This is a genomic window from Spirillospora sp. CA-294931 (genome assembly GCF_050946795.1).
Classification (GTDB): domain Bacteria; phylum Actinomycetota; class Actinomycetes; order Streptosporangiales; family Streptosporangiaceae; genus Spirillospora.
This window is the reverse complement of the sequence record NZ_CP192006.1, coordinates 5,676,475-5,696,502: the sequence shown is the minus strand read 5'-3', so window position 1 is coordinate 5,696,502 and position 20,028 is coordinate 5,676,475. Positions and strand designations below refer to the sequence as shown.

The 20,028-nt window shown below is 72.0% G+C and carries 15 protein-coding genes; 13 read left to right on the top strand and 2 right to left on the bottom strand.

Annotated elements, in window-relative coordinates; translation table 11 throughout:
• The first annotated feature begins 69 nt into the window (after positions 1-69).
• From ACQPY4_RS25770 to ACQPY4_RS25730, 9 genes are all read left to right on the top strand, one after another.
• Positions 70-555: a vitamin K epoxide reductase family protein gene (locus ACQPY4_RS25770; protein ID WP_433324896.1), complete on the top strand. Its 486-nt coding sequence runs from the start codon at positions 70-72 to the stop codon at positions 553-555.
• 53 nt (positions 556-608) lie between these two features.
• Complete coding sequence (locus tag ACQPY4_RS25765) at positions 609-1,400, top strand: DsbA family protein (RefSeq protein ID WP_433324894.1); 792 nt, start codon at positions 609-611, stop codon at positions 1,398-1,400.
• 141 nt (positions 1,401-1,541) lie between these two features.
• Positions 1,542-2,948, top strand: coding sequence for a prolipoprotein diacylglyceryl transferase (gene lgt / locus ACQPY4_RS25760; protein WP_433324892.1), 1,407 nt, complete (start codon positions 1,542-1,544; stop codon positions 2,946-2,948).
• 19 nt (positions 2,949-2,967) lie between these two features.
• On the top strand, positions 2,968-3,666 hold the full coding sequence (locus tag ACQPY4_RS25755; protein ID WP_433324890.1) for a VIT1/CCC1 transporter family protein: 699 nt from the start codon (positions 2,968-2,970) through the stop codon (positions 3,664-3,666).
• A gap of 225 nt (positions 3,667-3,891) precedes the next feature.
• The gene (locus tag ACQPY4_RS25750) at positions 3,892-4,578 is read left to right on the top strand and encodes a hypothetical protein (protein ID WP_433324888.1); all 687 of its coding nucleotides are present in this window, start codon (positions 3,892-3,894) and stop codon (positions 4,576-4,578) included.
• 961 nt (positions 4,579-5,539) lie between these two features.
• The gene (locus tag ACQPY4_RS25745) at positions 5,540-6,331 is read left to right on the top strand and encodes a hypothetical protein (RefSeq protein ID WP_433324886.1); all 792 of its coding nucleotides are present in this window, start codon (positions 5,540-5,542) and stop codon (positions 6,329-6,331) included.
• Positions 6,332-6,622: 291 nt separating this feature from the next.
• Positions 6,623-11,179: a glutamate synthase large subunit gene (gene gltB, locus ACQPY4_RS25740; RefSeq protein WP_433324884.1), complete on the top strand. Its 4,557-nt coding sequence runs from the start codon at positions 6,623-6,625 to the stop codon at positions 11,177-11,179.
• Positions 11,180-11,195: 16 nt separating this feature from the next.
• Entirely contained in the window at positions 11,196-12,662 is a 1,467-nt protein-coding gene (locus tag ACQPY4_RS25735; protein ID WP_433324882.1) for a glutamate synthase subunit beta, read from the top strand.
• A 232-nt stretch (positions 12,663-12,894) separates the two neighbouring features.
• A complete protein-coding gene (locus ACQPY4_RS25730) occupies positions 12,895-13,470 on the top strand; it encodes a GNAT family N-acetyltransferase (protein WP_433324880.1) in 576 nt (191 codons plus the stop codon).
• Between the two features lie 95 nt (positions 13,471-13,565).
• On the opposite strand, the gene ACQPY4_RS25725 is transcribed toward ACQPY4_RS25730, so the two are convergent.
• Positions 13,566-14,993 (bottom strand): pyridoxal phosphate-dependent decarboxylase family protein, encoded by a 1,428-nt coding sequence (locus ACQPY4_RS25725; protein WP_433324878.1) that lies wholly within the window; start codon positions 14,991-14,993, stop codon positions 13,566-13,568.
• Positions 14,994-15,211: 218 nt separating this feature from the next.
• Here ACQPY4_RS25725 and ACQPY4_RS25720 point away from each other — a divergent pair, with 218 nt between their 5' ends.
• Together ACQPY4_RS25720 and ACQPY4_RS25715 are read left to right on the top strand one after the other, a co-directional pair.
• Positions 15,212-16,090, top strand: coding sequence for a hypothetical protein (locus ACQPY4_RS25720; protein WP_433324876.1), 879 nt, complete (start codon positions 15,212-15,214; stop codon positions 16,088-16,090).
• Entirely contained in the window at positions 16,087-16,443 is a 357-nt protein-coding gene (locus tag ACQPY4_RS25715) for an MmcQ/YjbR family DNA-binding protein (RefSeq protein ID WP_433324874.1), read from the top strand. Before ACQPY4_RS25720 ends, ACQPY4_RS25715 begins: the two co-directional genes overlap by 4 nt.
• A 261-nt stretch (positions 16,444-16,704) precedes the next feature.
• On the opposite strand, the gene ACQPY4_RS25710 is transcribed toward ACQPY4_RS25715, so the two are convergent.
• Complete coding sequence (locus tag ACQPY4_RS25710; RefSeq protein WP_433324872.1) at positions 16,705-17,409, bottom strand: helix-turn-helix domain-containing protein; 705 nt, start codon at positions 17,407-17,409, stop codon at positions 16,705-16,707.
• A gap of 71 nt (positions 17,410-17,480) precedes the next feature.
• Between ACQPY4_RS25710 and ACQPY4_RS25705 the strand changes: the two genes are divergently transcribed.
• Complete coding sequence (locus ACQPY4_RS25705; RefSeq protein ID WP_433324870.1) at positions 17,481-18,035, top strand: type 1 glutamine amidotransferase domain-containing protein; 555 nt, start codon at positions 17,481-17,483, stop codon at positions 18,033-18,035.
• A 107-nt stretch (positions 18,036-18,142) separates the two neighbouring features.
• Positions 18,143-19,564: a pyruvate kinase gene (gene pyk / locus ACQPY4_RS25700; protein ID WP_433324868.1), complete on the top strand. Its 1,422-nt coding sequence runs from the start codon at positions 18,143-18,145 to the stop codon at positions 19,562-19,564.
• The last annotated feature ends 464 nt before the right edge of the window (positions 19,565-20,028 follow it).

Genomic DNA, 20,028 nt, shown 5'->3' with positions numbered 1-20,028 from the left:
GTCCTCTAGGGTGATTCCCGCGAACAGCACGGGTGCGGCCGCGGGCCGTGCCGTCTCGGAAGGATCACGATGGCTCAGCGCGTCGAGACGCGGGACGACGGCGCGGCCAAAACGCCGCCCCGCCCGCTGTGGTTCCTGCTCACCGCCTGGGTGCTCACGCTCGCCGGCCTGGGCATCTCGATCTACATGACGATCAGCCATTTCGACAAGGACTCGCTGGTCTGCTCCTCGGGCAAGACGCTCGACTGCCACGCCGTCACCAGCAGCAAGTACTCCGAGCTGCTCGGCATCCCGGTGCCGATCCTCGGGCTGGCCTTCTTCGTGGGCTTCGCCGTCCTGGTGTCGCCGCAGGCGTTGCGTTCCGAGCTCCCGCTGCTGCGATGGGGCAGGCTTGCCAGTGTCAGCGTCGGCGTGCTGTTCGTCGCCTACCTGATGTCCGCCGAGTTCGTCCTCGGCAAGATCTGCACGTGGTGCACCGCCGTCCACGGGATCACTATCCTGCTGTTCGTCCTTGTCCTGTTCGACGAGTTCCGGCGGATCGGGCAGATCGACTGACGAGTCGCCCGCGCGGCCGCATCGGCGGCCCGCGCCCTGAAATAGGAGACCCAATGAGCAAGGCCGCACGGGATCGCTCGGCGAGGGAGAAGCTGGCCGTCGAGCGCAAACGCCAGGCGGCGCGCCAGAAGCAGCAGAAGCTGCTGGCGATCGTGCTCGGCACGGTGCTGGCCGTGGCGGTGGTCGTGGTCGCGACGGTGATGATCCTCAACGAGCGCGACGAGAAGCGCAAGCGCGACGAGGCGGCCAAGAAGGTCACGCCCTACAGCGGGCCGCAGGCGCCGCTCAGCCGCCAGCCCGACGGCTCGATCGTGATGGCCAAGCCGGGCGTCAACGCCCCGGTGCTGGACGTCTTCGAAGACTTCCAGTGCCCGGCGTGCAAGTCGTTCGAGGACAGCAGCGGCAAGACGGTCATGCAGCTGGCGTCCGAGGGCAAGGTCAAGGTCGTGTACCGGCCGTTCCACCTGTTCAACCAGCAGCGCGACCCGATCAAGAGCAACTCGCTGCGCTCGGCCGCCGCCGCGCTGTGCGTCCCCGCCGACAAGTGGCTCTCGTACCACAACGCGCTGTTCAAGTTCCAGCCGAACGAGGGCGACGAGGGCTTCGCCAACAAGGACCTGGTCCGCTGGGGCAAGGACCTGGGCATCACCGACCCGGGCTGGGAGAAGTGCGTCACCGACCAGCAGAAGAAGCCGCAGGTCGACTCGATGACCAAGTACGCGCTCGAGGACCGCAAGGTCGAGAGCACCCCGTCGGTGTTCCTGGACGGCAAGAAGCTTGAGAACGAGCTGAACAGCCCCGACGCGCTGCGCAAGGCCATCGAGGGCGCGGCCAAGCCCAAGTAGCCGCATCCGCGTTCCGCCGGACGCCGCGGGCCCCTTCCGGGGTCCGCGGCGTTCTGTTCTTCACCCCTTCGCCACGAGTTGTCGATGTTGCTGCGCACTCCGTGCACGCCCGACCCGCCGGAGGCGGTAACGTCATCGCTCATGCAGACGGTGGCATCCTTCCCCAGTCCCTCGCAGGGCGTCTGGCACCTCGGTCCCGTCCCGATCCGCGCCTACGCCCTGATGATCATCATCGGCATCGTCGTGGCGGTCTGGCTCGGCGAACGCCGGTGGGCGGCCAAGGGCGGAACGCCCGGCGTGATCATCGACGTCGCGGTCTGGGCGGTGCCGTTCGGGCTGGTCGGAGGGCGGCTCTACCACGTCGTCACCGACTACCAGAACTACTTCGGCGACGGCAAGGACCCGATCAACGCCCTCAAGATCTGGGAGGGCGGCCTGGGCATCTGGGGCGCCGTCCTGCTCGGCGGGGTCGGCGCGTGGATCGGCTGCCGCAGGCACGGCGTCTCGGTGCTGGCGCTCGGCGACGCGATCGCCCCCGGCATCGCGCTCGCGCAGGCCATCGGCCGCTGGGGCAACTACTGGAACCAGGAGCTTTACGGCCGTCCCCTGGACGCCGCCTGGGCCCTGGAGATCGACCAGAGCCACCGGCCCCGGCTCTCGGACGGCACCCTCGATCCGAAGTACGCCGACGTGGCGACCTACCACCCGACGTTCCTGTACGAGTCGCTGTGGTGCGTCGGCGTCGCGGTCGTGGTCATCTGGGCGGGCCGCCGCTACAACCTCACCCACGGCCGCACCTTCGCCCTCTACGTCGCGGCCTACACCGTCGGCCGGTTCTGGATCGAGTACCTGCGGATCGACACCGCGCACGAGTTCCTGGGCCTGCGCCTGAACGACTGGACGTCCATCGTCGTCTTCATCGGCGCCGTCGCCTACATCTACGTGGCCCGCGGCCGCACCGGTCCCGAGGCCGTCGGCGTCCCGCAGACCGAACCCGCCGACGGCGAGACCGCGGAGCCGGAGCCGGGGCCCGAGCGGGACGAGGCCGAACCGGTCGCCCTGACCAAGACCGACGAGCCCACCAAGACCGCGGCTGAGGCCGAGCCCGAGGAAGCGCCGGAGCCCGAGGCCGAGGCGACCGAACCCGAGGTGACGGAGCCCGAGGCCGACGCCGCCCCGGAGCCCGAGGCCGTCCCCGCCACCGAAGCCGAGCCCGAGACCGAAGTCGCCGCCGACACCGAGGCCGACGCCGCCCCGGAGCCCGAGGCCGTCCCCGCCACCGAGCCCGAGGCCGAAGTCGCCGCCGTCACCGAGCCCGAGGCCGACGTGGCCCCCGAGCCCGAACTCGCCGACGACTCCGAGACGGCCCCGGCGGCCGAGGGGACCGGGCCGGAGCCGGACGAGCCCGCCGAGCCCGAGACGGCCGTGCGGGAGCCGGAGGCCGCCCCCGAGCCCGAGCCGGAGGTCGGCGGCGAGGACAATGGGAAGGCCGACACGGCCTCCGACGACGACGCGACGTCCGCCGAGCCGGTGAAGGACTCCAAGTAGGGCGGACGGAAGGACCCGGGTGACCGCGGAGATCCACCACAAGCACCGCGACGTCACCGGGGGGTGGCTGCGTCCGGCCGTGTTCGGCGCGATGGACGGCCTGGTGTCGAACTTCGCGCTGATCGCCGGGGTCGCGGGCGGCCAGGCCGGGCAGCGGGTCGTCCTGCTGGCCGGGCTCGCGGGCCTGGCGGCGGGCGCGTTCTCGATGGCGGCCGGGGAGTACGTCTCGGTCGCCTCGCAGTCCGAGCTGGCCCAGGCCGAGATCGAGGTCGAGCGGCTGGAGCTCGACCGCCATCCGCAGGCCGAGCAGCGCGAGCTGGCCGAGGTCTTCCAGGCGCGCGGTGTCGACCCCGAGGTGGCGGCCGAGGTGGCCCGTCAGCTGTCGCGCGACCCGAACGACGCCTTGGAGGTGCACGCCCGCGAGGAGCTCGGCGTGGCGCCGGGCGAGCTGCCCTCCCCGCTGCTGGCGGCGGTCTCCTCGTTCCTCTCCTTCGCCGTGGGCGCCGTCCTGCCGGTGCTGCCCTACCTGCTGGGCGCCGGAAGCCTCTGGCCCGCCGCCGTCATCGCCGCGCTCGGGCTGTTCGCCGCGGGCGCGGTCGTCTCCCGGATCACCACCCGCGCGTGGTGGTACGGCGGGCTGCGCCAGCTCGCGTTCGGCGCCGCGGCCGCCGCGATCACCTACGGGGTCGGCGCGCTCATCGGTACCAACGGTCTGTAAGCGCGCCCGCGATTTCTGACACGGTAAATCTGGACGAAACAGCCTTTCTGGCCCGCGGAGGGGGGTGAGCCGGATAGGCTCCCGCCTGTGATCGAGGCTCGTGACACAGGCTCACCGCAACCGTCGGGAAGGGCGCCGGGATCCGGCCCCGAAGGTGACTTCTGGCCGGAGGACCAACCTCCCCCCAAGGCTTCCAAAACCCGTCTCATATACGGGGCCATCGCCGTGGTCGCCGTGGTCGTGGCGGCCGTCGTGGGCGCCGTCGTCCTGATGGGCGGCGACGACAAGGGCGGCGCCGCCGCCGGAGGCAACGGCTCGCGCGTCATGCCGACCGCCTTCACCCCGCAGATGGGCGACAAGGCCATGGCCAAGCTCGCCTCGCGCGACGTCGACAAGCGGCCGGTCACCCAGGGCGAGGCGTTCCCCGCCGACGCCAAGACGGTCACCTACCAGAAGTTCTCCTTCACGCTGGCCGGGTCCAAGCTCACCGACGACTGCAAGTCGGTCACCTGGGGCGAGCGCCTCCACGCCGACCTGGCGCAGTACCACTGCTCGCAGATCGGGCGCGGCGCCTACCTCAGCCAGGACAAGAAGCACGCCGGCCAGTTCATGTGGATCAACCTCGACTCCCAGAAGGGCGCCGAGCAGATCGTCCGCTCCCTCGATCCGGCCAGCGCCTCGGGCTTCGTCCTGCCGCTGGTGGCGCCCGGCGTGGAAAAGTTCGGCACCGGCTTCAGCGCCGCCTACGTCCAGGCGTTCGGCCACTACGCGGTCGTGACCTGGGTCCAGCGCGCCGGTGGTGAGCGTCCGGCCTCGCTGAACGAGATGATCGACGCGAGCCTGGCCATCGAGAAGCCCGCCGACTTCGTCTGGGGACGGCTCGAACTGGTCGACACCAAGGCGCGGCCGTGACGCGGCGCCCGGCCCCGGCTCGCGGGCAGTAGACCGCTCCGACGTGGCAATCGACGAACCAGGCACCGGCCCCCGCCGCCGCGGACCCCGTCCGGCGGGCGGCGAGGGCCGTCCCGCCCCCTCCCGAGGCCCCCGCGCCCGCCGCCTGGGCCCGCCCCGCCCGAACCAGCCGGACGCCCGCCGCGTCCCCAAGCCGCGCCCGGCCCCCGACCCGGCCCCGCCAAGGCGCCGCGAGCCGGGCCCGCCCGAAATCCCCGGCCCGCCCGAGGGACCGGCTCCCCGCCACCCAAGCTCCGGCGCACCGGGCGGCACCACCCCGCCCGCCCGTCGCGGAAGCCCCGGTGGACCCGGCCGCACGAATCCGCCCGGTGCCGGTGCGCCGGGCGGTGGTGACCCGTCCGTTCGTCGCGGTGGCCCGCGTGCGCCTGGCAACACCGATCCGTTCGGTCCGGGCGAGGGCAACGCCGGTGCGCGCGGCAGAAATACCCCGCCCGGCCGGGGTGCAGGCCCCGGCCGTACCGACCCGTTCGGCGCGGGCGAGAGGCGGGCGGAGCAGCGCGGCGGTAGTGGACCGTCCGGCCGGGATGCAGGTTCCGGCCGTACCGATCCGTTCCGTCCGGGTGAGGGCCCGGCGGGGCAGCGCGGAGGTAGTGGACCGTCCGGCCGGAGTGGCGGCCCCGGGCGCACCGATCCGTTCGGTCCGGGCGAGCGCCCCGTGGGGCAACGCGGCGGCGCTGGTGGTGACCCGGGTGGCCGGGGCGCGGGCTCTGGCCGTACTGATTCGTTTGGTGCGGGTGAGGGGTCGGCGGCTCGGCGTGGTGGCGCTGGGCCGCGTGGCGGTGGTGATCCGTCCGGGCGGGGGCCCAGGCGTGTGGGTGGGGGACGGCGTGATGTGCGGCGGGGGCCCTCGGGGAAGGGGCGGGCCGGTGGCGGACGGGTCCCGGCGGCTGCTTCCCAGCGGGTGGGAACGGTCCGGAATGGGCGAGATGACGGGCCCGGACGGCCGTCGCGGCCCAAGAAGGCGGCCTCGCCGAAGATCTACTTCCTGGCGGCGGGGGCGTTGGGGCTGGTGGTGATCCTGCTGCTGGTGGTGGCGCTGGTGGCCGGGGGAGGCGAGGAGAAGAAGGCGGCTCCCCGGCGGGAGACCGGGCCCAGGATGGGGGTGCCCGCCGAGAGCGGGCCCTCGCCCGCCTCGTATTCGAGCTCGCCGTCAACGTCGGCGTACGCGTCGATCGAGCGCCGGTCGGCCGATTCGGCCCCGCTGACGGCGGCGGAGGCGTTCCCCGAGAGCGCCGAGTCGATCTCCGCGTCGGAGGCCAAGGTCGCGTTGAAGGGCAAGCGGCTCGACGGCGACTGCGCGGCGGCGATCTGGGGACGCGGCCTGGGCGCCGAGCTGCGCAGTGGCGGGTGCAGCCAGGCGGCGCGGACGATCCATGTCGACGCCAAGAAGGGCTACGCGCTGTCGGTGACGGTGTTCAACCTGGCCGGGGCGCGGGAGGCGGGACGGGTCGTCGAGGCGCTGGAGCGGCGGCGCGGGGGCGGGTTCGTGACGCCGCTCACGGCCGAGGGCGCGGACGGGTTCGGACGGGGCTTCGGCATGGCCCGTGGCCTGGCGATGGGGCATTACGCGGTGGTCGCGTGGGCGCAGCGCCTGGACGGCAAGGGCGACGAGAAGGACGAGACGCTCCTGTCGCTGCTGATCGAGGGCGGGAAGGCCCCGGCGGTGCTGGGCCGGGCCGCCCGGAACTCCTAAAGATCCGCCAAAGTCCGATTACGGCCGTGTGGCGCCGTTCTTGGGTTAAACATGCCGGTCCGGTGAGGTTGATCACCGATGTCAGGGTGTTCCCATGGTGTACCCGCCGGTATTCTGGTCTAGACCACCGTGGACGGCCCCTGCGGATTGACCGGTACGAGAAGTTTCGCGATCAGGTCGTCTCGGGCATGATCCCGGCAGTGAGGTAATCTCTTCACACCGCAGCAGGGCCAACGTCGTCCCAAGCCTGCACTGACATCTGGCAGTGACACGACGACGACGGGAGGGTTGATGGCTTCTGCTGCCCTCAATACGGGCCTGCCCCAGACCCAGGGCCTGTACGACCCGGCCAACGAGCATGACGCGTGCGGCGTCGGCATGGTCGCCGACCTGCACGGACGCCCGAGCCACGACATCGTTCAGAACGCCCTGACCGTCCTGCGGAACCTGGACCACCGCGGCGCCGTCGGCGCCGAGCCCGACGACGGTGACGGCGTCGGGATCATGGTCCAGATTCCCGACGCCTTCTTCCGCGAGATGGTCGGCTTCGCGCTGCCCGAGGCGGGCGCCTACGCGGCGGGGATCGCGTTCCTGCCCGCGGACGCGGACGAGCGCGCCGCCGCCGTGGCCCGCGTCGAGACGCTCTGCGTCCAGGAGGGGCTTACGGTCCTCGGCTGGCGCGAGCTGCCCTTCGACCCGGCCTTCGCCGGGCCCGCGGCCCGCCGCGCCATGCCGCACTTCGCCCAGCTGTTCCTCACGGCCGCCGAGGGCGGCCCGCACGCGGGCAAGACCGGGCTGGAGCTCGACCGGGTCGTGTTCTGCATGCGCGAGCGCGCCGAGCAGGACGTCGCGGTCTACTTCCCGAGCCTGTCGAGCCGGACGATCGTCTACAAGGGGATGCTCACCACCCCGCAGCTGGAGCCGTTCTTCCCCGACCTGTCGGACCGCCGGTTCGCCAGCGCCATCGCTCTGGTCCACTCGCGGTTCTCGACCAACACCTTCCCGGCGTGGGAGCTGGCCCACCCGTACCGGTTCATCGCGCACAACGGCGAGATCAACACGGTCAAGGGCAACCGGAACTGGATGCGCGCCCGCGAGGCGCTGCTGCGCAGCGACCTGATCCCCGGCGACCTCGCCCGGATCTACCCGGTGATCGACATCGAGGCCAGCGACACCGCCTCGTTCGACGAGTGCCTGGAGCTGCTGCACCTGGGCGGGCGGTCGCTGCCGCACGCGGTGCTGATGATGATCCCCGAGGCGTGGGAGAACCACACCGAGATGGACCCGGCGCGCCGGGCCTTCTACGAGTTCCACTCCACGCTGATGGAGGCCTGGGACGGGCCCGCCAGCGTGACGTTCACCGACGGCACCGTCGTCGGCGCGGTCCTGGACCGCAACGGCCTGCGCCCCGGGCGCTACTGGGTGACCGACGAGGGCTTCGTCGTGCTGTCCAGCGAGGCCGGGGTGCTCGACATCCCGACCGAGCGGATCGTCCGCAAGGGACGCCTGCAGCCCGGCAAGATCTTCGTGGTCGACACCGCCGCCGGGCGGATCGTCGAGGACGACGAGGTCAAGGCCGAGCTGGCCGCCGAGCACCCCTACCAGGAGTGGCTGCACGAGGGCCTGGTGCGGTTCGAGGAGCTGCCGCAGCGCGAGCGCGAGATCCCGACCCACGAGACCCTGGTCAAGCGCCAGCAGACCTTCGGGTACACGCTGGAGGAGCAGCGGATCATCCTGACCCCGATGGCCAAGACGGGGGCGGAGCCGATCGGCTCGATGGGCACCGACACCCCGCTCGCGGTGCTGTCGGAACGGCCCCGGCTGCTGTTCGACTACTTCAAGCAGCTGTTCGCGCAGGTCACCAACCCGCCGCTGGACGCCATCCGCGAGGAGCTGGTCACCTCGCTGCAGTCCACGCTCGGCCCCGAGGGCAACCTGCTGTCGCCCGGCCCCGAGTCGTGCCGCCGGCTGGTGCTGCCGACGCCGATCCTGGACAACGACGAGCTCTCCAAGATCATCCACCTGAACGACGAGGGCTCGCTGCCGCACCTCCAGGCACGCGTCGTGCACGGCCTCTACGAGGTCAACGGCGGGGGAGAGGCCCTCCAGGCCCGCCTGGAGGAGATCTGCTCGGAGGTGTCGCGCGCGATCGACGCCGGGGCCCGCATCATCGTCCTGTCGGACCGCGGCGCCGACTCGGCGCGCGCGGCGATCCCGTCGCTGCTGCTCACCGGCGCCGTCCACCACCATCTGATCCGGGAGAAGACCCGGACGCAGGTCGGCCTGGTGATCGAGACGGCCGAGGCCCGCGAGTGCCACCACATGGCGCTGCTGATCGGGTACGGCGCGTCGGCGATCAACCCGTACCTGGCGCTGGAGACCGTCGAGGACCTGGTCCACACCGGCGACATCCAGGACCTGGACGCCGCCAAGGCCGTCCGCAACCTGGTCAAGGGGTACGGCAAGGGCGTCCTGAAGGTCATGTCGAAGATCGGCGTGTCCACGGTCGCGTCCTACACCGGGGCCCAGATCTTCGAGGCCATCGGCCTGGGCTCGGAGGTCGTCGACCGCTGCTTCACCGGGACGACGTCCCGGCTGGGCGGCATCGGCTTCGACGCCATCGCCGCGGAGGTCACCGCCCGGCACCGGCGCGCCTACCCGCCCGGCGGGAACGAGGCCGCGCACCGGACGCTGGAGGTCGGCGGCGAGTACCAGTGGCGCCGCGAGGGCGAGCTGCACCTGTTCAACCCGGACACGGTGTTCAAGCTCCAGCACTCGACCCGGACCCGCCGGTACGAGATCTTCAAGGAGTACACCGCCTCGGTCGACTCGCAGGCCGAGGAGCTGATGACCCTGCGCGGCCTGTTCCGGCTCAAGGAGGGCGAGCGCCCGCCGGTGCCGATCGAGGAGGTCGAGCCGGTCGAGTCGATCGTGCGGCGCTTCTCCACCGGCGCCATGTCCTACGGCTCGATCTCGGCCGAGGCGCACGAGACGCTCGCGATCGCGATGAACCGCCTGGGCGGCAAGTCCAACACCGGTGAGGGCGGCGAGGACCCCGAGCGGTTCACCCCCGACCCCAACGGCGACCTCCGCCGCAGCGCCATCAAGCAGGTGGCCTCGGGCCGGTTCGGCGTGACCTCGGAGTACCTCACCAACGCCGACGACATCCAGATCAAGATGGCGCAGGGCGCCAAGCCCGGCGAGGGCGGGCAGCTGCCCGGCCACAAGGTCTACCCGTGGATCGGCAAGACGCGGCACTCCACGCCCGGCGTGGGTCTGATCTCGCCGCCGCCGCACCACGACATCTACTCGATCGAGGACCTGGCGCAGCTGATCCACGACCTCAAGAACGCCAACCCCGCGGCGCGGGTGCACGTCAAGCTCGTCGCCGAGGTCGGGGTCGGGACGGTCGCGGCCGGGGTGTCCAAGGCGCACGCCGACGTGGTGCTGATCTCCGGGCACGACGGCGGCACCGGCGCCTCGCCGCTCACCTCGCTCAAGCACGCGGGCGCGCCGTGGGAGCTCGGCCTGGCCGAGACCCAGCAGACGCTCCTGCTCAACGGGCTGCGCGACCGGATCGTGGTGCAGGCCGACGGCCAGATGAAGACGGGCCGCGACGTGCTGATCGCCGCCCTGCTGGGCGCCGAGGAGTTCGGCTTCGCGACCGCGCCGCTGGTGGTGTCGGGCTGCGTGATGATGCGCGTGTGCCATCTGGACACCTGCCCGGTGGGCGTCGCGACGCAGAACCCGGTGCTGCGCCGCAGGTTCGACGGCAAGCCCGAGTTCGTGGTCAACTTCTTCGAGTTCGTCGCCGAGGAGGTCCGCGAGTACCTGGCGGCCCTGGGGTTCCGGACGCTCGACGAGGCCGTCGGCCGCGTCGAGCTGCTCGACACCCGCGAGGCCGTCGAGCACTGGAAGGCGTCCGGCCTGGACCTGACGCCGATCCTGCACCGGCCCGAGCGGGCCGAGGGCACGGCGCTGCGCCAGACCGTCGGCCAGGACCACGGCCTGGAGAAGGCGCTGGACAACACGCTGATCCAGCTGGCCGAGGGCGCGATCGCGTTCGGCGACAAGGTCACGCTCGACCTGCCGATCCGCAACGTCAACCGGACGGTCGGCACCATGCTCGGCCACGAGGTGACCAAGAAGCACGGCGGCGCGGGCCTGCCCGACGACACCATCGACGTGAGCTTCGCCGGCTCGGCGGGCAACTCGTTCGGCGCGTTCATCCCGCGCGGGGTGACGCTGCGCCTGACCGGCGACGCCAACGACTATGTCGGCAAGGGCCTGTCCGGCGGGCGCATCACGCTGCGTCCCCCGGCGGAGGCGCCGTTCGCCGCCGAGGAGCAGATCATCGGCGGGAACGTCATCCTGTACGGCGCCACCTCGGGCGAGCTGTTCGCCCGGGGCGTGGTCGGCGAGCGGTTCTGCGTGCGCAACTCCGGCGCGACCGCCGTCGTCGAGGGCGTCGGCGACCACGCCTGCGAGTACATGACCGGCGGGCGCGCGCTGATCCTCGGCCGCACCGGCCGCAACCTGGCGGCGGGCATGTCCGGCGGCATCGCCTACGTGCTCGACCTGGTCACCGAGCGGGTCAACCCCGAGATGGTCGACCTGGAGCCGCTGGACGCGGGCGACCGCGACTTCGTCCGGACGCTGGTCGAGCGGCACCACGCCGAGACCGGCTCGACCGTCGCCGCCCGGCTGCTGGCCGGGTGGGACGCCGCCGCGCACCGCTTCACCAAGATCATGCCGCGGGACTACCGCAGGGTCCTCCAGGCCAAGGCGCAGGCCGAGGCCGAGGGCCGCGACGTCGACGAGGCCATCATGGCCGCCGCGCAGAGCTGAGAGGGGGACTCCCACCATGGCCGACCCGAAGGGTTTCCTGACCGTCCGGCGCGAGCTCCCCAAGCGCCGCCCGGTGGACGTCCGCATCAAGAGCTGGTCGGAGGTCTACGAGGACTTCGCCGGTGACCGGCTGGAGAAGCAGGCGAGCCGCTGCATGGACTGCGGCATCCCGTTCTGCCACCAGGGCTGCCCGCTGGGCAACCTGATCCCCGAGTGGAACGACCTCGTCTACCGCAAGAACTGGCAGGACGCCATCGAGCGCCTGCACGCGACCAACAACTTCCCCGAGTTCACCGGGCGGCTCTGCCCCGCCCCGTGCGAGGCCGCCTGCGTCCTGGGCATCAACCAGGACCCGGTGTCCATCAAGCGGGTCGAGGTCGAGATCATCGACCGGGCCTGGGCGGAGGGATGGGTGCGGCCGCGCCCGCCGTCGGTCAAGACCGGCAAGCGGGTCGCGGTGGTCGGCTCGGGTCCCGCCGGGCTCGCCGCCGCCCAGCAGCTCACCCGCGCCGGGCACGACGTCAAGGTGTACGAGCGCGCCGACCGCGTCGGCGGCCTGCTGCGCTACGGCATCCCCGAGTTCAAGATGGAGAAGCGGCACGTCGACCGCCGCGTCGCCCAGATGCGTGCCGAGGGCACCGACTTCAAGACCTCGGTGGACGTCGGCGCGGACATCACGGCCGGCGAGCTGCGCGAGGCGCACGACGCCGTCGTCCTGGCGGGCGGCGCCACCGTCTGGCGCGACCTGCCCGTCAAGGGCCGCGAGCTCAAGGGCGTCTACCAGGCGATGGAGTACCTGCCGCTGGCCAACAAGGTGCAGGAGGGCGACTTCGAGGAGTCGCCCGTCAGCGCCGAGGGCAAGCACGTCGTGGTCATCGGCGGCGGTGACACCGGCGCCGACTGCGTCGGCACCGCGATCCGCCAGGGGGCCGCCTCGGTCACCCAGTTGGAGATCATGCCGAGGCCGCCGGAGTCCCGGCCGGACGCGCAGCCGTGGCCGACCTACCCGATGCTGTTCAAGATGGAGAGCGCCCACGAGGAGCTCGCCGCGCAGGGCGGCGACCGCGTCTACGCGGTCTCCACCACCGAGTTCGCCGGGAACGGCGACGGCAACGTCCGCGCGCTCAGGCTCGTCGAGGTGGGCGGCCCCGAGACCGGGTTCGCCCCGATCGAGGGCACCGAGCGCGAGATCCCGGCCGAGCTGGTCACGCTCGCGATGGGCTTCCTCGGCCCCCGCCGCGAAGGGCTGCTGGAGCAGCTCGGCGTCGACCTCGACCAGCGCGGCAACGTCGTCCGCGACGGCGACTACCAGACCTCGGTCCCCGGCGTGTTCGCGGCCGGCGACATGGGGCGCGGGCAGTCGCTGATCGTCTGGGCGATCGCCGAGGGCCGCGCGGCGGCCCACGGCGTCGACAAGTTCCTCCGCGAGGACGCGTCGTCCCTGCCGTATCCGATTCCCCCGACCGCCAGGCCCATCGCCTGATCGACCACACCCGGACGCCCCCGCCGCCCTGGCGGGGGCGTCCGCATGTCCGGGGATGAGTGCTTCACACCCCTGCGAGCAGGCCCGATGTAGATTGGGGAGGTCTGTCCGTTTGGGTGCACGGTCAACTCATAGGAATGACGAGTCCGGTAGCCTGTTCGGACATTTCTCCCGTCGCGTCCCCGGCGTCCGCCCGAGGCGCGGCGGTGTCGTATGTGTGGGGGGAAAGCACATGCCGATTCGGCGCATGGACGTGACCACCTGGTATCTGGAACAGCGCGACCCCGCGGAGCTGCGGTCGGCCCCGGCCCCCGATCTCCCCTTCCGGATCGCCCGGGCGGAGATCCCGAGCCCCGAGCTGAGCCGGTTCCTGTACACCGCGGTGGGCGGCGACTGGTACTGGGTGGACCGGCTCGCCTGGACCTACGAGCAGTGGCGCAACTGGCTGGAAAGGCCGGGGGCCGAGACGTGGATCGCCCACGTCCGGGGGACGCCCGCGGGCTTCGTGGAGCTCGATCCGCAGCCCGACGGGGAGGTCGAGCTCGCCTACTTCGGCCTGCTCAAGCCGTTCCTCGGACAGGGACTCGGGGGGCACCTGCTCAGCGTGGGAGCCGCGCGGGCCTGGGACCTGGCCGACCGCTGGCCCGACCGCGAGCCGACCCGCCGGGTCTGGCTGCACACCTGCTCCAACGACGGCCCCGCCGCGCTGAAGAACTACCAGGCGCGCGGGTTCCGGATGTACGACACCAAGGTCGCCGTCGAGACCCTGGAGCACCACCCGCCCGGCCCGTGGCCCGGAGCGCGCTGACCGGCGTCGTGGCGCGGTGCCTCCCGGGGGATGGCGGGGCGAACGCGCGAGTCATCCGGACGGCCGGCGTCTCCGGGCGCCGGCCGTCCGGATGATCACTTGATCGTGGGACCGAGCTCCCGCAGCACCTCGACCAGCAGTTCGACGTCGGGGTCGGTGGAGCGCCAGTTGACCAGCGCGGGGCGGAAGACCGTCATCCCCCGGTAGGTCGAGGTGCCCGCGTAGACGCGCCCGTCGGCCAGCAGGGCCTCGCCCAGGCGGGCGTTGAGGTCGTCCAGCTCGCTCTCGGGGACGCCGGGCGGCCGGTAGCGGAAGCACACGATCGGGAGCTGGACGGGCGCCAGCAGCTCCAGGTCGGGAGCCTTCTCGACGAGCCCGCCCAGGTGCAGCGCGAGGTCCAGATGGCGTTCGACCATCGCGCGGTGACCGTCGCGCCCGTAGGCGTAGAGCGTGGCCCAGATCGGGAACGCGCGCGACCTGCGCGACGACTCGGGCCCGATCGTGTTGTAGTCGAGGCCCTCCCCGGTCTGGTCGGTCAGGTAGTCGGCACCCCAGGCGCCGAAGGCGCGCGGCATGAGCGACGGGTCGCGGACGAAGGCGAAGCCGCTCTCATACGGGACGTTCAGCCACTTGTGGCCGTCGGCCGTGACCGAGTCGGCCCGCTCGACGCCCCGGGTCATGTGGGCGGTGCGCGGGGAAAGCGCGGCGAACAGCCCGAACGCGCCGTCGATGTGCAGCCAGGCGCCGTGGCGCTCGGCCAGGTCGGCCATGTCGGCGATGGGGTCGGAGTCGCCGGCGTTCACGTCGCCGACGTTGCCGACCAGCACCGCCGGGGCGCCGTCGAGCGCGGCCAGGGCCTCCTCCATGGCGTCCAGGTCGGCGCGGCCGGCGTCGTCGCGGCTGAAGGTACGCAGGTTGTCACGGCCGCAGCCGAGTATCTGCAGGGCCTTACGGGTGCTCACATGGACCAGGCCGCTGCTGAGAACCGGCATCTGGGGCAACCCGGCCAGCCCCTGGGCCGCGACGTCGACACCGTGCCGCTCGGCCCACCACGTCCGGGCGCAGGCCAGGCTCGTCACATGGGCGAAGGTGGCACTGGGCGTCAGCACGCCGCCGAACGACTCCGGCAGGCCGAACAGGTCCTTCAGCCAGCGCAGCACGATCGTCTCGGTGCGGGCGGCCAGCGGCGAGCTCGTCCAGAGCCCGGCGGCCTGGTCCAGCAGCGAGGTCGTCCAGTCGCCCGCCAGCGCCGCGGGTGTCGCGCCGCCCACCACGAAATGGAAAAAGCGGGGGCCCGCCGAATGGGTCGACGCCCGGGTCCCCACGCGGAGGAGGCGTTCCACGCCGGCCAGGGTGCCGTCGCCCCGTTCGGGCAGCGGCAGGTCGAGTTCGTCGATCAACGCGTCCTGCTCGCCGTCGTGGACGAGCCGGTCGGGCAGGGACGCCAGGTAGGGCCCCGCCGCGCGGACCACCAGGTCGAGCGCGGCGTCCGCGGTGTCGCGTTCAAACAGAGGATCGCTCATGCGGCCAGTGAAACAGTAATGATCATCGGGGGAAATGGTCAGGCCGGTCAGGCCTGTGACCACTCCCTGCCATTTGGTCCGGTCCGCTTGTGTGGAACCTTCCAGGTCGGTTAGTTTTCGCGCGGCCCGGTCGCCCACCGCTGGGGCGTCCGGGCCATGTCGGGCGCATGTCCGTTTCCTCCAAGACCCCGGGTGGCGCCCGTCCTACGGTGGACGCCATGAAGACTCTCGACGCCTCCGACCTGGCGCGGGCCGAGGAGTTCCTGCGGCTCAACGCGCGTCTCATCGACCGCCGCCGGTTCGCCCTCCACTTCCGCGGCGGCTCAGCCCAGGCGCTGGTGGCCGCCCTGCGCCCCTACGAGAACCCCGACGGCGGCTACGGCCACGCGCTGGAACCCGACCTGCGCGGGGAGGCCAGCCAGCCCGTCCCGGCCCAGCACGCCCTGGAGACGCTCCACGAGGCCGGAGCCGACACCGACCCGGCCGTGCGCCGCATCGGCGACCACCTGGTGTCGATCACCAGGCCCGGCGGGGGAGTGCCGTTCGTCCTGCCCGAGGTCAGGGACGCGCCGCACGCGCCCTGGTGGCAGACACCCGACGACCCGCCCGGGACCATCAACCCGACGGCCTCGCTGGCGGGCCTGCTGCACCTGATGGGGGCCGACCACCCCTGGCTCGCGCCCGCCACCGCGTTCTGCTGGGCCCATCTGGAGGACGAGGACGTCGAACCCGGCCCCTACGACGCGCTGGCGATCCTCACCTTCCTCGACCACGTCCCCGAACGCGAGCGGGCCGGAGCCGCGTTCGAGCGCGTCCGGGCGGCCCTGTCGGCCCCGGTCAGCCTCGACCCGGACGCCGAAGGCGCGCAGCACTTTCCCTTGGATTTCGCGCCCGCTCCCGATGGATTCGGAAGGCGGCTGTTCGCCGACGACGTCATCGAGGCCCACCTGGACGCCCTGGTCGAGGCGCGGCTCGACGACGGCGGCTGGACGGTGAACTTCCCCTTCTGGACGCCGGTGACCGAGCCGGAATGGCGCGGCTACATCACGGTCGAGCGCCTCAAGACATTGCGGGCGTACGGCAGACTCAAGGCATGAAACAGCAGGACGTGGCCGAACTCTGCGCCGGACTCCCCGGCGGCACCCTGGAGTACCCCTTCGGTGAGGGGACGGCCGTCTACAAGGTCGGCGGCAAGATCTTCGCCCTGCTCACCGAGGAGGCCGAGCCGCCGCGCGTGAGCCTGAAGCTGCCGCCGGACGAGGTCGAGGCCCTCAAGGCACAGTACGAGGGCACCGTCCTGCCCGGTTACCACCTCAACAAGCGCCACTGGGTGACGGTCGTGCTCGACGGCGTCCTCCCCGAAGACGAGCTGCAAAGCCTGATCGCCCAGTCCCACGACGTCGTCGTCGCCACCCTGCCCCAGCGCCTGCGCCCCACACCAGAACACTGATCGGTTCGCCCCCCAGACCGCGGACGCCATGCGCGGGCACCCAAACGTCGACCACACGCCCGAGGCCGGTGCGCCGTAGGAGGCCGCTGAGCGGCTCGCCCGCGAGGTCGCGGACGCCGTGCGGGGGTGCCCGGGCCACGTCGCCCGCACGCCCGAGGCCGGTGCGGCAGAGGAGGCCGCTGAGCGGCCCGTCCGCCAGGACGCGGACGCCGCGCGCGGGGTACCCGGGCTACGTCGGGCGCACGCCCGAGGCTGTGTGGCCTAGAGGAGGGCGGTGAGCGGCTCGCCGGCCAGGTCGCGGACGTCGTGTGCCAGGTGCGATTGGTCGGAGTACCCGGTCGCGTAGGCGACGTCGGCGAGCGGTGTGCCCGTGCGGGCCATCCGTAGCGCGCGCTGGAAGCGCAGCACGCGCTGGAGCGTCTTGGGGCCGTACCCGAAGGCGGCCAGCGCCCGGCGCCGCAGCTGGCGCTCGCCCAGGCCCAGCTGCCGGGCGACGTCACCGAGCGGGCCCCGGACGTTCACCAGCGCCGGGACCAGCGGGTCGGGCGGCCCGGCGGCCCTGGCCCGCTCGGTGATCGCGGCGACCAGGGCGGCGCGCGGGTCGGGAGCGGCGGCGACCCGGTCGCCGAGTCGGTCGGCCTCCGGCCCCCACAGCTCGCTCAGCGGGACGCGGGCGTTGCGCACCGCGTCGGCGGGGACGCCCAGCGCGGGCGGTGCCGTCCCGGGACGGAACCGGACGCCGATCAGGAAGTCCCCCGGGTCCAGACGGGCCGGGACGGGGCCGGTGTCGGGCCCGGCCACCTGGATGCGCGCGTCGCGGCCCCACCAGATCAGGTCGACGCAGCCGTCGGGCACGACCCGCTGGACGGACGGCTCCGCGTCCGCCGGGAGGTCCGAGGTCCACACGCACGCCAGGCCAGCACCGGGCGGCGGCGTCACCTCGCGGTACCCGATCATGTTCACCATTCCTGCATATCACCTTCTCTGGCGGGCAGCCCGGGGGTGAGAGCATCGAACCACGAGGAGGAAGCGCCGCCATGGCAACCGTTCTCCAGGACAAGACGATCGCGTTCCTCGCCGCGCCGGAGGGGACCGAGCAGGTCGAGCTCACCGAGCCCTGGAAGGCCGTCGAGCGGGCCGGGGGCCGTCCCCGTCTGGTCTCCACCCAGTCCGGGCGCCTCCAGGCGTTCAACCATCTGGACAAGGCCGACACGTTCCCCATCGACACCACGGTCGAGGTCTCGGGGCCGGACGAGTTCGACGGGCTGGTGCTGCCCGGCGGCGTCGCCAACCCCGACCTGCTGCGGACCGTGCCGAAGGCGGTGGCGTTCGTGAAGGAGTTCACCACGTCCGGCAAGCCCGTGGCGGCGATCTGCCACGCCCCCTGGACGCTCATCGAGGCCGACGTGGTGCGCGGCCGCGTGCTGACGTCGTGGCCGAGCCTCCGGACGGATCTGCGCAACGCCGGGGCCACCTGGGTCGACGAGGAGGTCCGCGTCTGCGACCACGGGCCCGGTCCGCTGGTCACCAGCCGCAAGCCCGACGACCTCAAGGCGTTCTGCCAGGCGGCCGTCGAGGCCTTCTCGAAGTGACGCTCCGTGGTGGTCTAGACCTCTGAGCTAGACCACTGAATGAATCTTCGAGGGCGGTGGCATGCACGAATATCCGTACCGGCAAGTAACTAAGTAGCGTTGTGCGCGTGACCCGTCGAGCGAAGATCGTCAGCACCATCGGCCCCGCCTGCTCCAGCACCGAGCAGATCCGCGCCCTCGTCGAGGCCGGCATCGACGTCGCCCGGCTCAACATGAGCCACGGCGACCATGCCGGCCACGAGGAGGTGTACCACCGGCTGCGCGCGGCCGCCGAGGCCACCGGCCGGGGCGTCGGCATCCTCGCCGACCTCCAGGGCCCCAAGATCCGCATCGGACGGTTCCCGGACGGCCCGGTGCGCCTCACCCTCGGCGACACCTTCACCGTCACCACCGACGACGTGCCCGGCAGCCGCAAGGAGGTCTCCACGACCTACCAGGGCCTGCCCGGCGACGTCAGCCCCGGCGACAGCGTCCTGATCGACGACGGCCGGGTCGCGCTGGAGGTGGTGCGGGTCGACGGGCCGCGCGTGCACTGCACCGTCATCGTCGGCGGCATGGTCTCCGACAACAAGGGCCTCAACCTGCCGGGCGTCCCGGTCAGCGTGCCCGCGCTCACCGACAAGGACGAGGCCGACCTGCGCTGGTCGCTGCGGCTGGGCGTCGACATGGTCGCGCTCTCGTTCGTGCGGACCCCCGCCGACGCCGAGATCTGCTACCAGATCATGGAGGAGGAGGGCGTCCGCGTCCCCCTGATCGGCAAGATCGAGAAGCCGCAGGCGGTCGAGAACCTGCCCGAGATCGTCGCTGCCTTCGACGGCATCATGGTCGCCCGCGGCGACCTGGGCGTCGAGCTGCCGCTCGAGGACGTGCCGATCGTCCAGAAGCGCGCCATCGAGCTGTGCCGCGAGAAGGCCCGCCCGGTCATCGTGGCCACCCAGATGCTGGAGTCGATGATCTCGGCGCCGCGCCCGACCCGCGCCGAGACCTCCGACGTGGCCAACGCGGTCTTCGAGGGCGCCGACGCGGTGATGCTCTCCGGCGAGACCAGCGTCGGCCAGTTCCCGATCGAGTCGGTCGAGACCATGAGCCGCATCGTCACGACCGCCGAGAAGGCCTCGCTCCAGGCCACGCACACCCTCGACCGCATGCCCGAGACCGTCGGCGGCGCCATCGCCCGCGCGGCGGCCGAGGTCGGCGCGATCGTCGGCGCCGAGGCGCTGGTGGCGTTCACGATGTCCGGCGAGACCGCGCGCCGCCTGTCGCGCTACCGCTCGCCGATCCCGCTGCTGGCCTTCACCTCGGTGCCCGCCGTCCGGGGCCGCCTGGCCCACGTGTGGGGCGTGGAGACCTACATCGTCCCCTTCGCCAACCACACCGACGAGATGGTCCGCCAGGTCGAGCAGGGTCTGCTGGAGTCGGGCCGCTGCCAGAAGGGCGACCGCGTCGTCATCGTCGCCGGATCGCCCCCTGGAACCCCCGGCTCCACCAACGCGCTGCGCGTCCACCGCATCGGCGACGCTCTACCTTAGAAATCCCGGCCCACCTACGCTCGCCTGGCGGCTCGCTGTGTTGACTGAAACCCCGGCCCGCTGCGCTCGCCTAGCGGCTCGCTACGCGACCGTGATTTTGCGATTGCTGCATCGCTTCGCGATCTCGCCGGGGAAGCTTCGCCTTCGGCTCGCTTCCCCGCTCATTAACGCAATCGCGCGCGGGGCCGGGGTCTGCCCATGGGAGTGGCGTCCGCATCTCGGTAAGTCACCGGTTGGTCTCGGTTGAGGACCACCCGGGTACCGCGGTAAACCTCATGCCTCCATACCGGGCGGTCATTTAGCTCTTTTGGGCGAGAAACAGCGGTCGACCGGGGTCCTGTCCGGTGGTCAGTGATCAATTTGCGAAACGTGGCCGCCTCTTCGTTACGGATGTTCCGGAAATTGGCCGTTTCCGGACTGTTTCAGACTGTGCAAACGCGCTCTCCTGGTGCGGTCACCGTCGG

Coding starts and splice junctions, on each gene's coding strand:
- ACQPY4_RS25725 (WP_433324878.1), bottom strand. CDS start 14,993: ATGAGCGATCCTCTGTTTGAACGCGACACCGCGGACGCCGCGCTCGAC.
- ACQPY4_RS25765 (WP_433324894.1), top strand. CDS start 609: ATGAGCAAGGCCGCACGGGATCGCTCGGCGAGGGAGAAGCTGGCCGTC.
- ACQPY4_RS25730 (WP_433324880.1), top strand. CDS start 12,895: ATGCCGATTCGGCGCATGGACGTGACCACCTGGTATCTGGAACAGCGC.
- ACQPY4_RS25735 (WP_433324882.1), top strand. CDS start 11,196: ATGGCCGACCCGAAGGGTTTCCTGACCGTCCGGCGCGAGCTCCCCAAG.
- ACQPY4_RS25705 (WP_433324870.1), top strand. CDS start 17,481: ATGGCAACCGTTCTCCAGGACAAGACGATCGCGTTCCTCGCCGCGCCG.
- ACQPY4_RS25710 (WP_433324872.1), bottom strand. CDS start 17,409: ATGGTGAACATGATCGGGTACCGCGAGGTGACGCCGCCGCCCGGTGCT.
- gltB (WP_433324884.1), top strand. CDS start 6,623: ATGGCTTCTGCTGCCCTCAATACGGGCCTGCCCCAGACCCAGGGCCTG.
- ACQPY4_RS25715 (WP_433324874.1), top strand. CDS start 16,087: ATGAAACAGCAGGACGTGGCCGAACTCTGCGCCGGACTCCCCGGCGGC.
- ACQPY4_RS25720 (WP_433324876.1), top strand. CDS start 15,212: ATGAAGACTCTCGACGCCTCCGACCTGGCGCGGGCCGAGGAGTTCCTG.
- ACQPY4_RS25770 (WP_433324896.1), top strand. CDS start 70: ATGGCTCAGCGCGTCGAGACGCGGGACGACGGCGCGGCCAAAACGCCG.
- lgt (WP_433324892.1), top strand. CDS start 1,542: ATGCAGACGGTGGCATCCTTCCCCAGTCCCTCGCAGGGCGTCTGGCAC.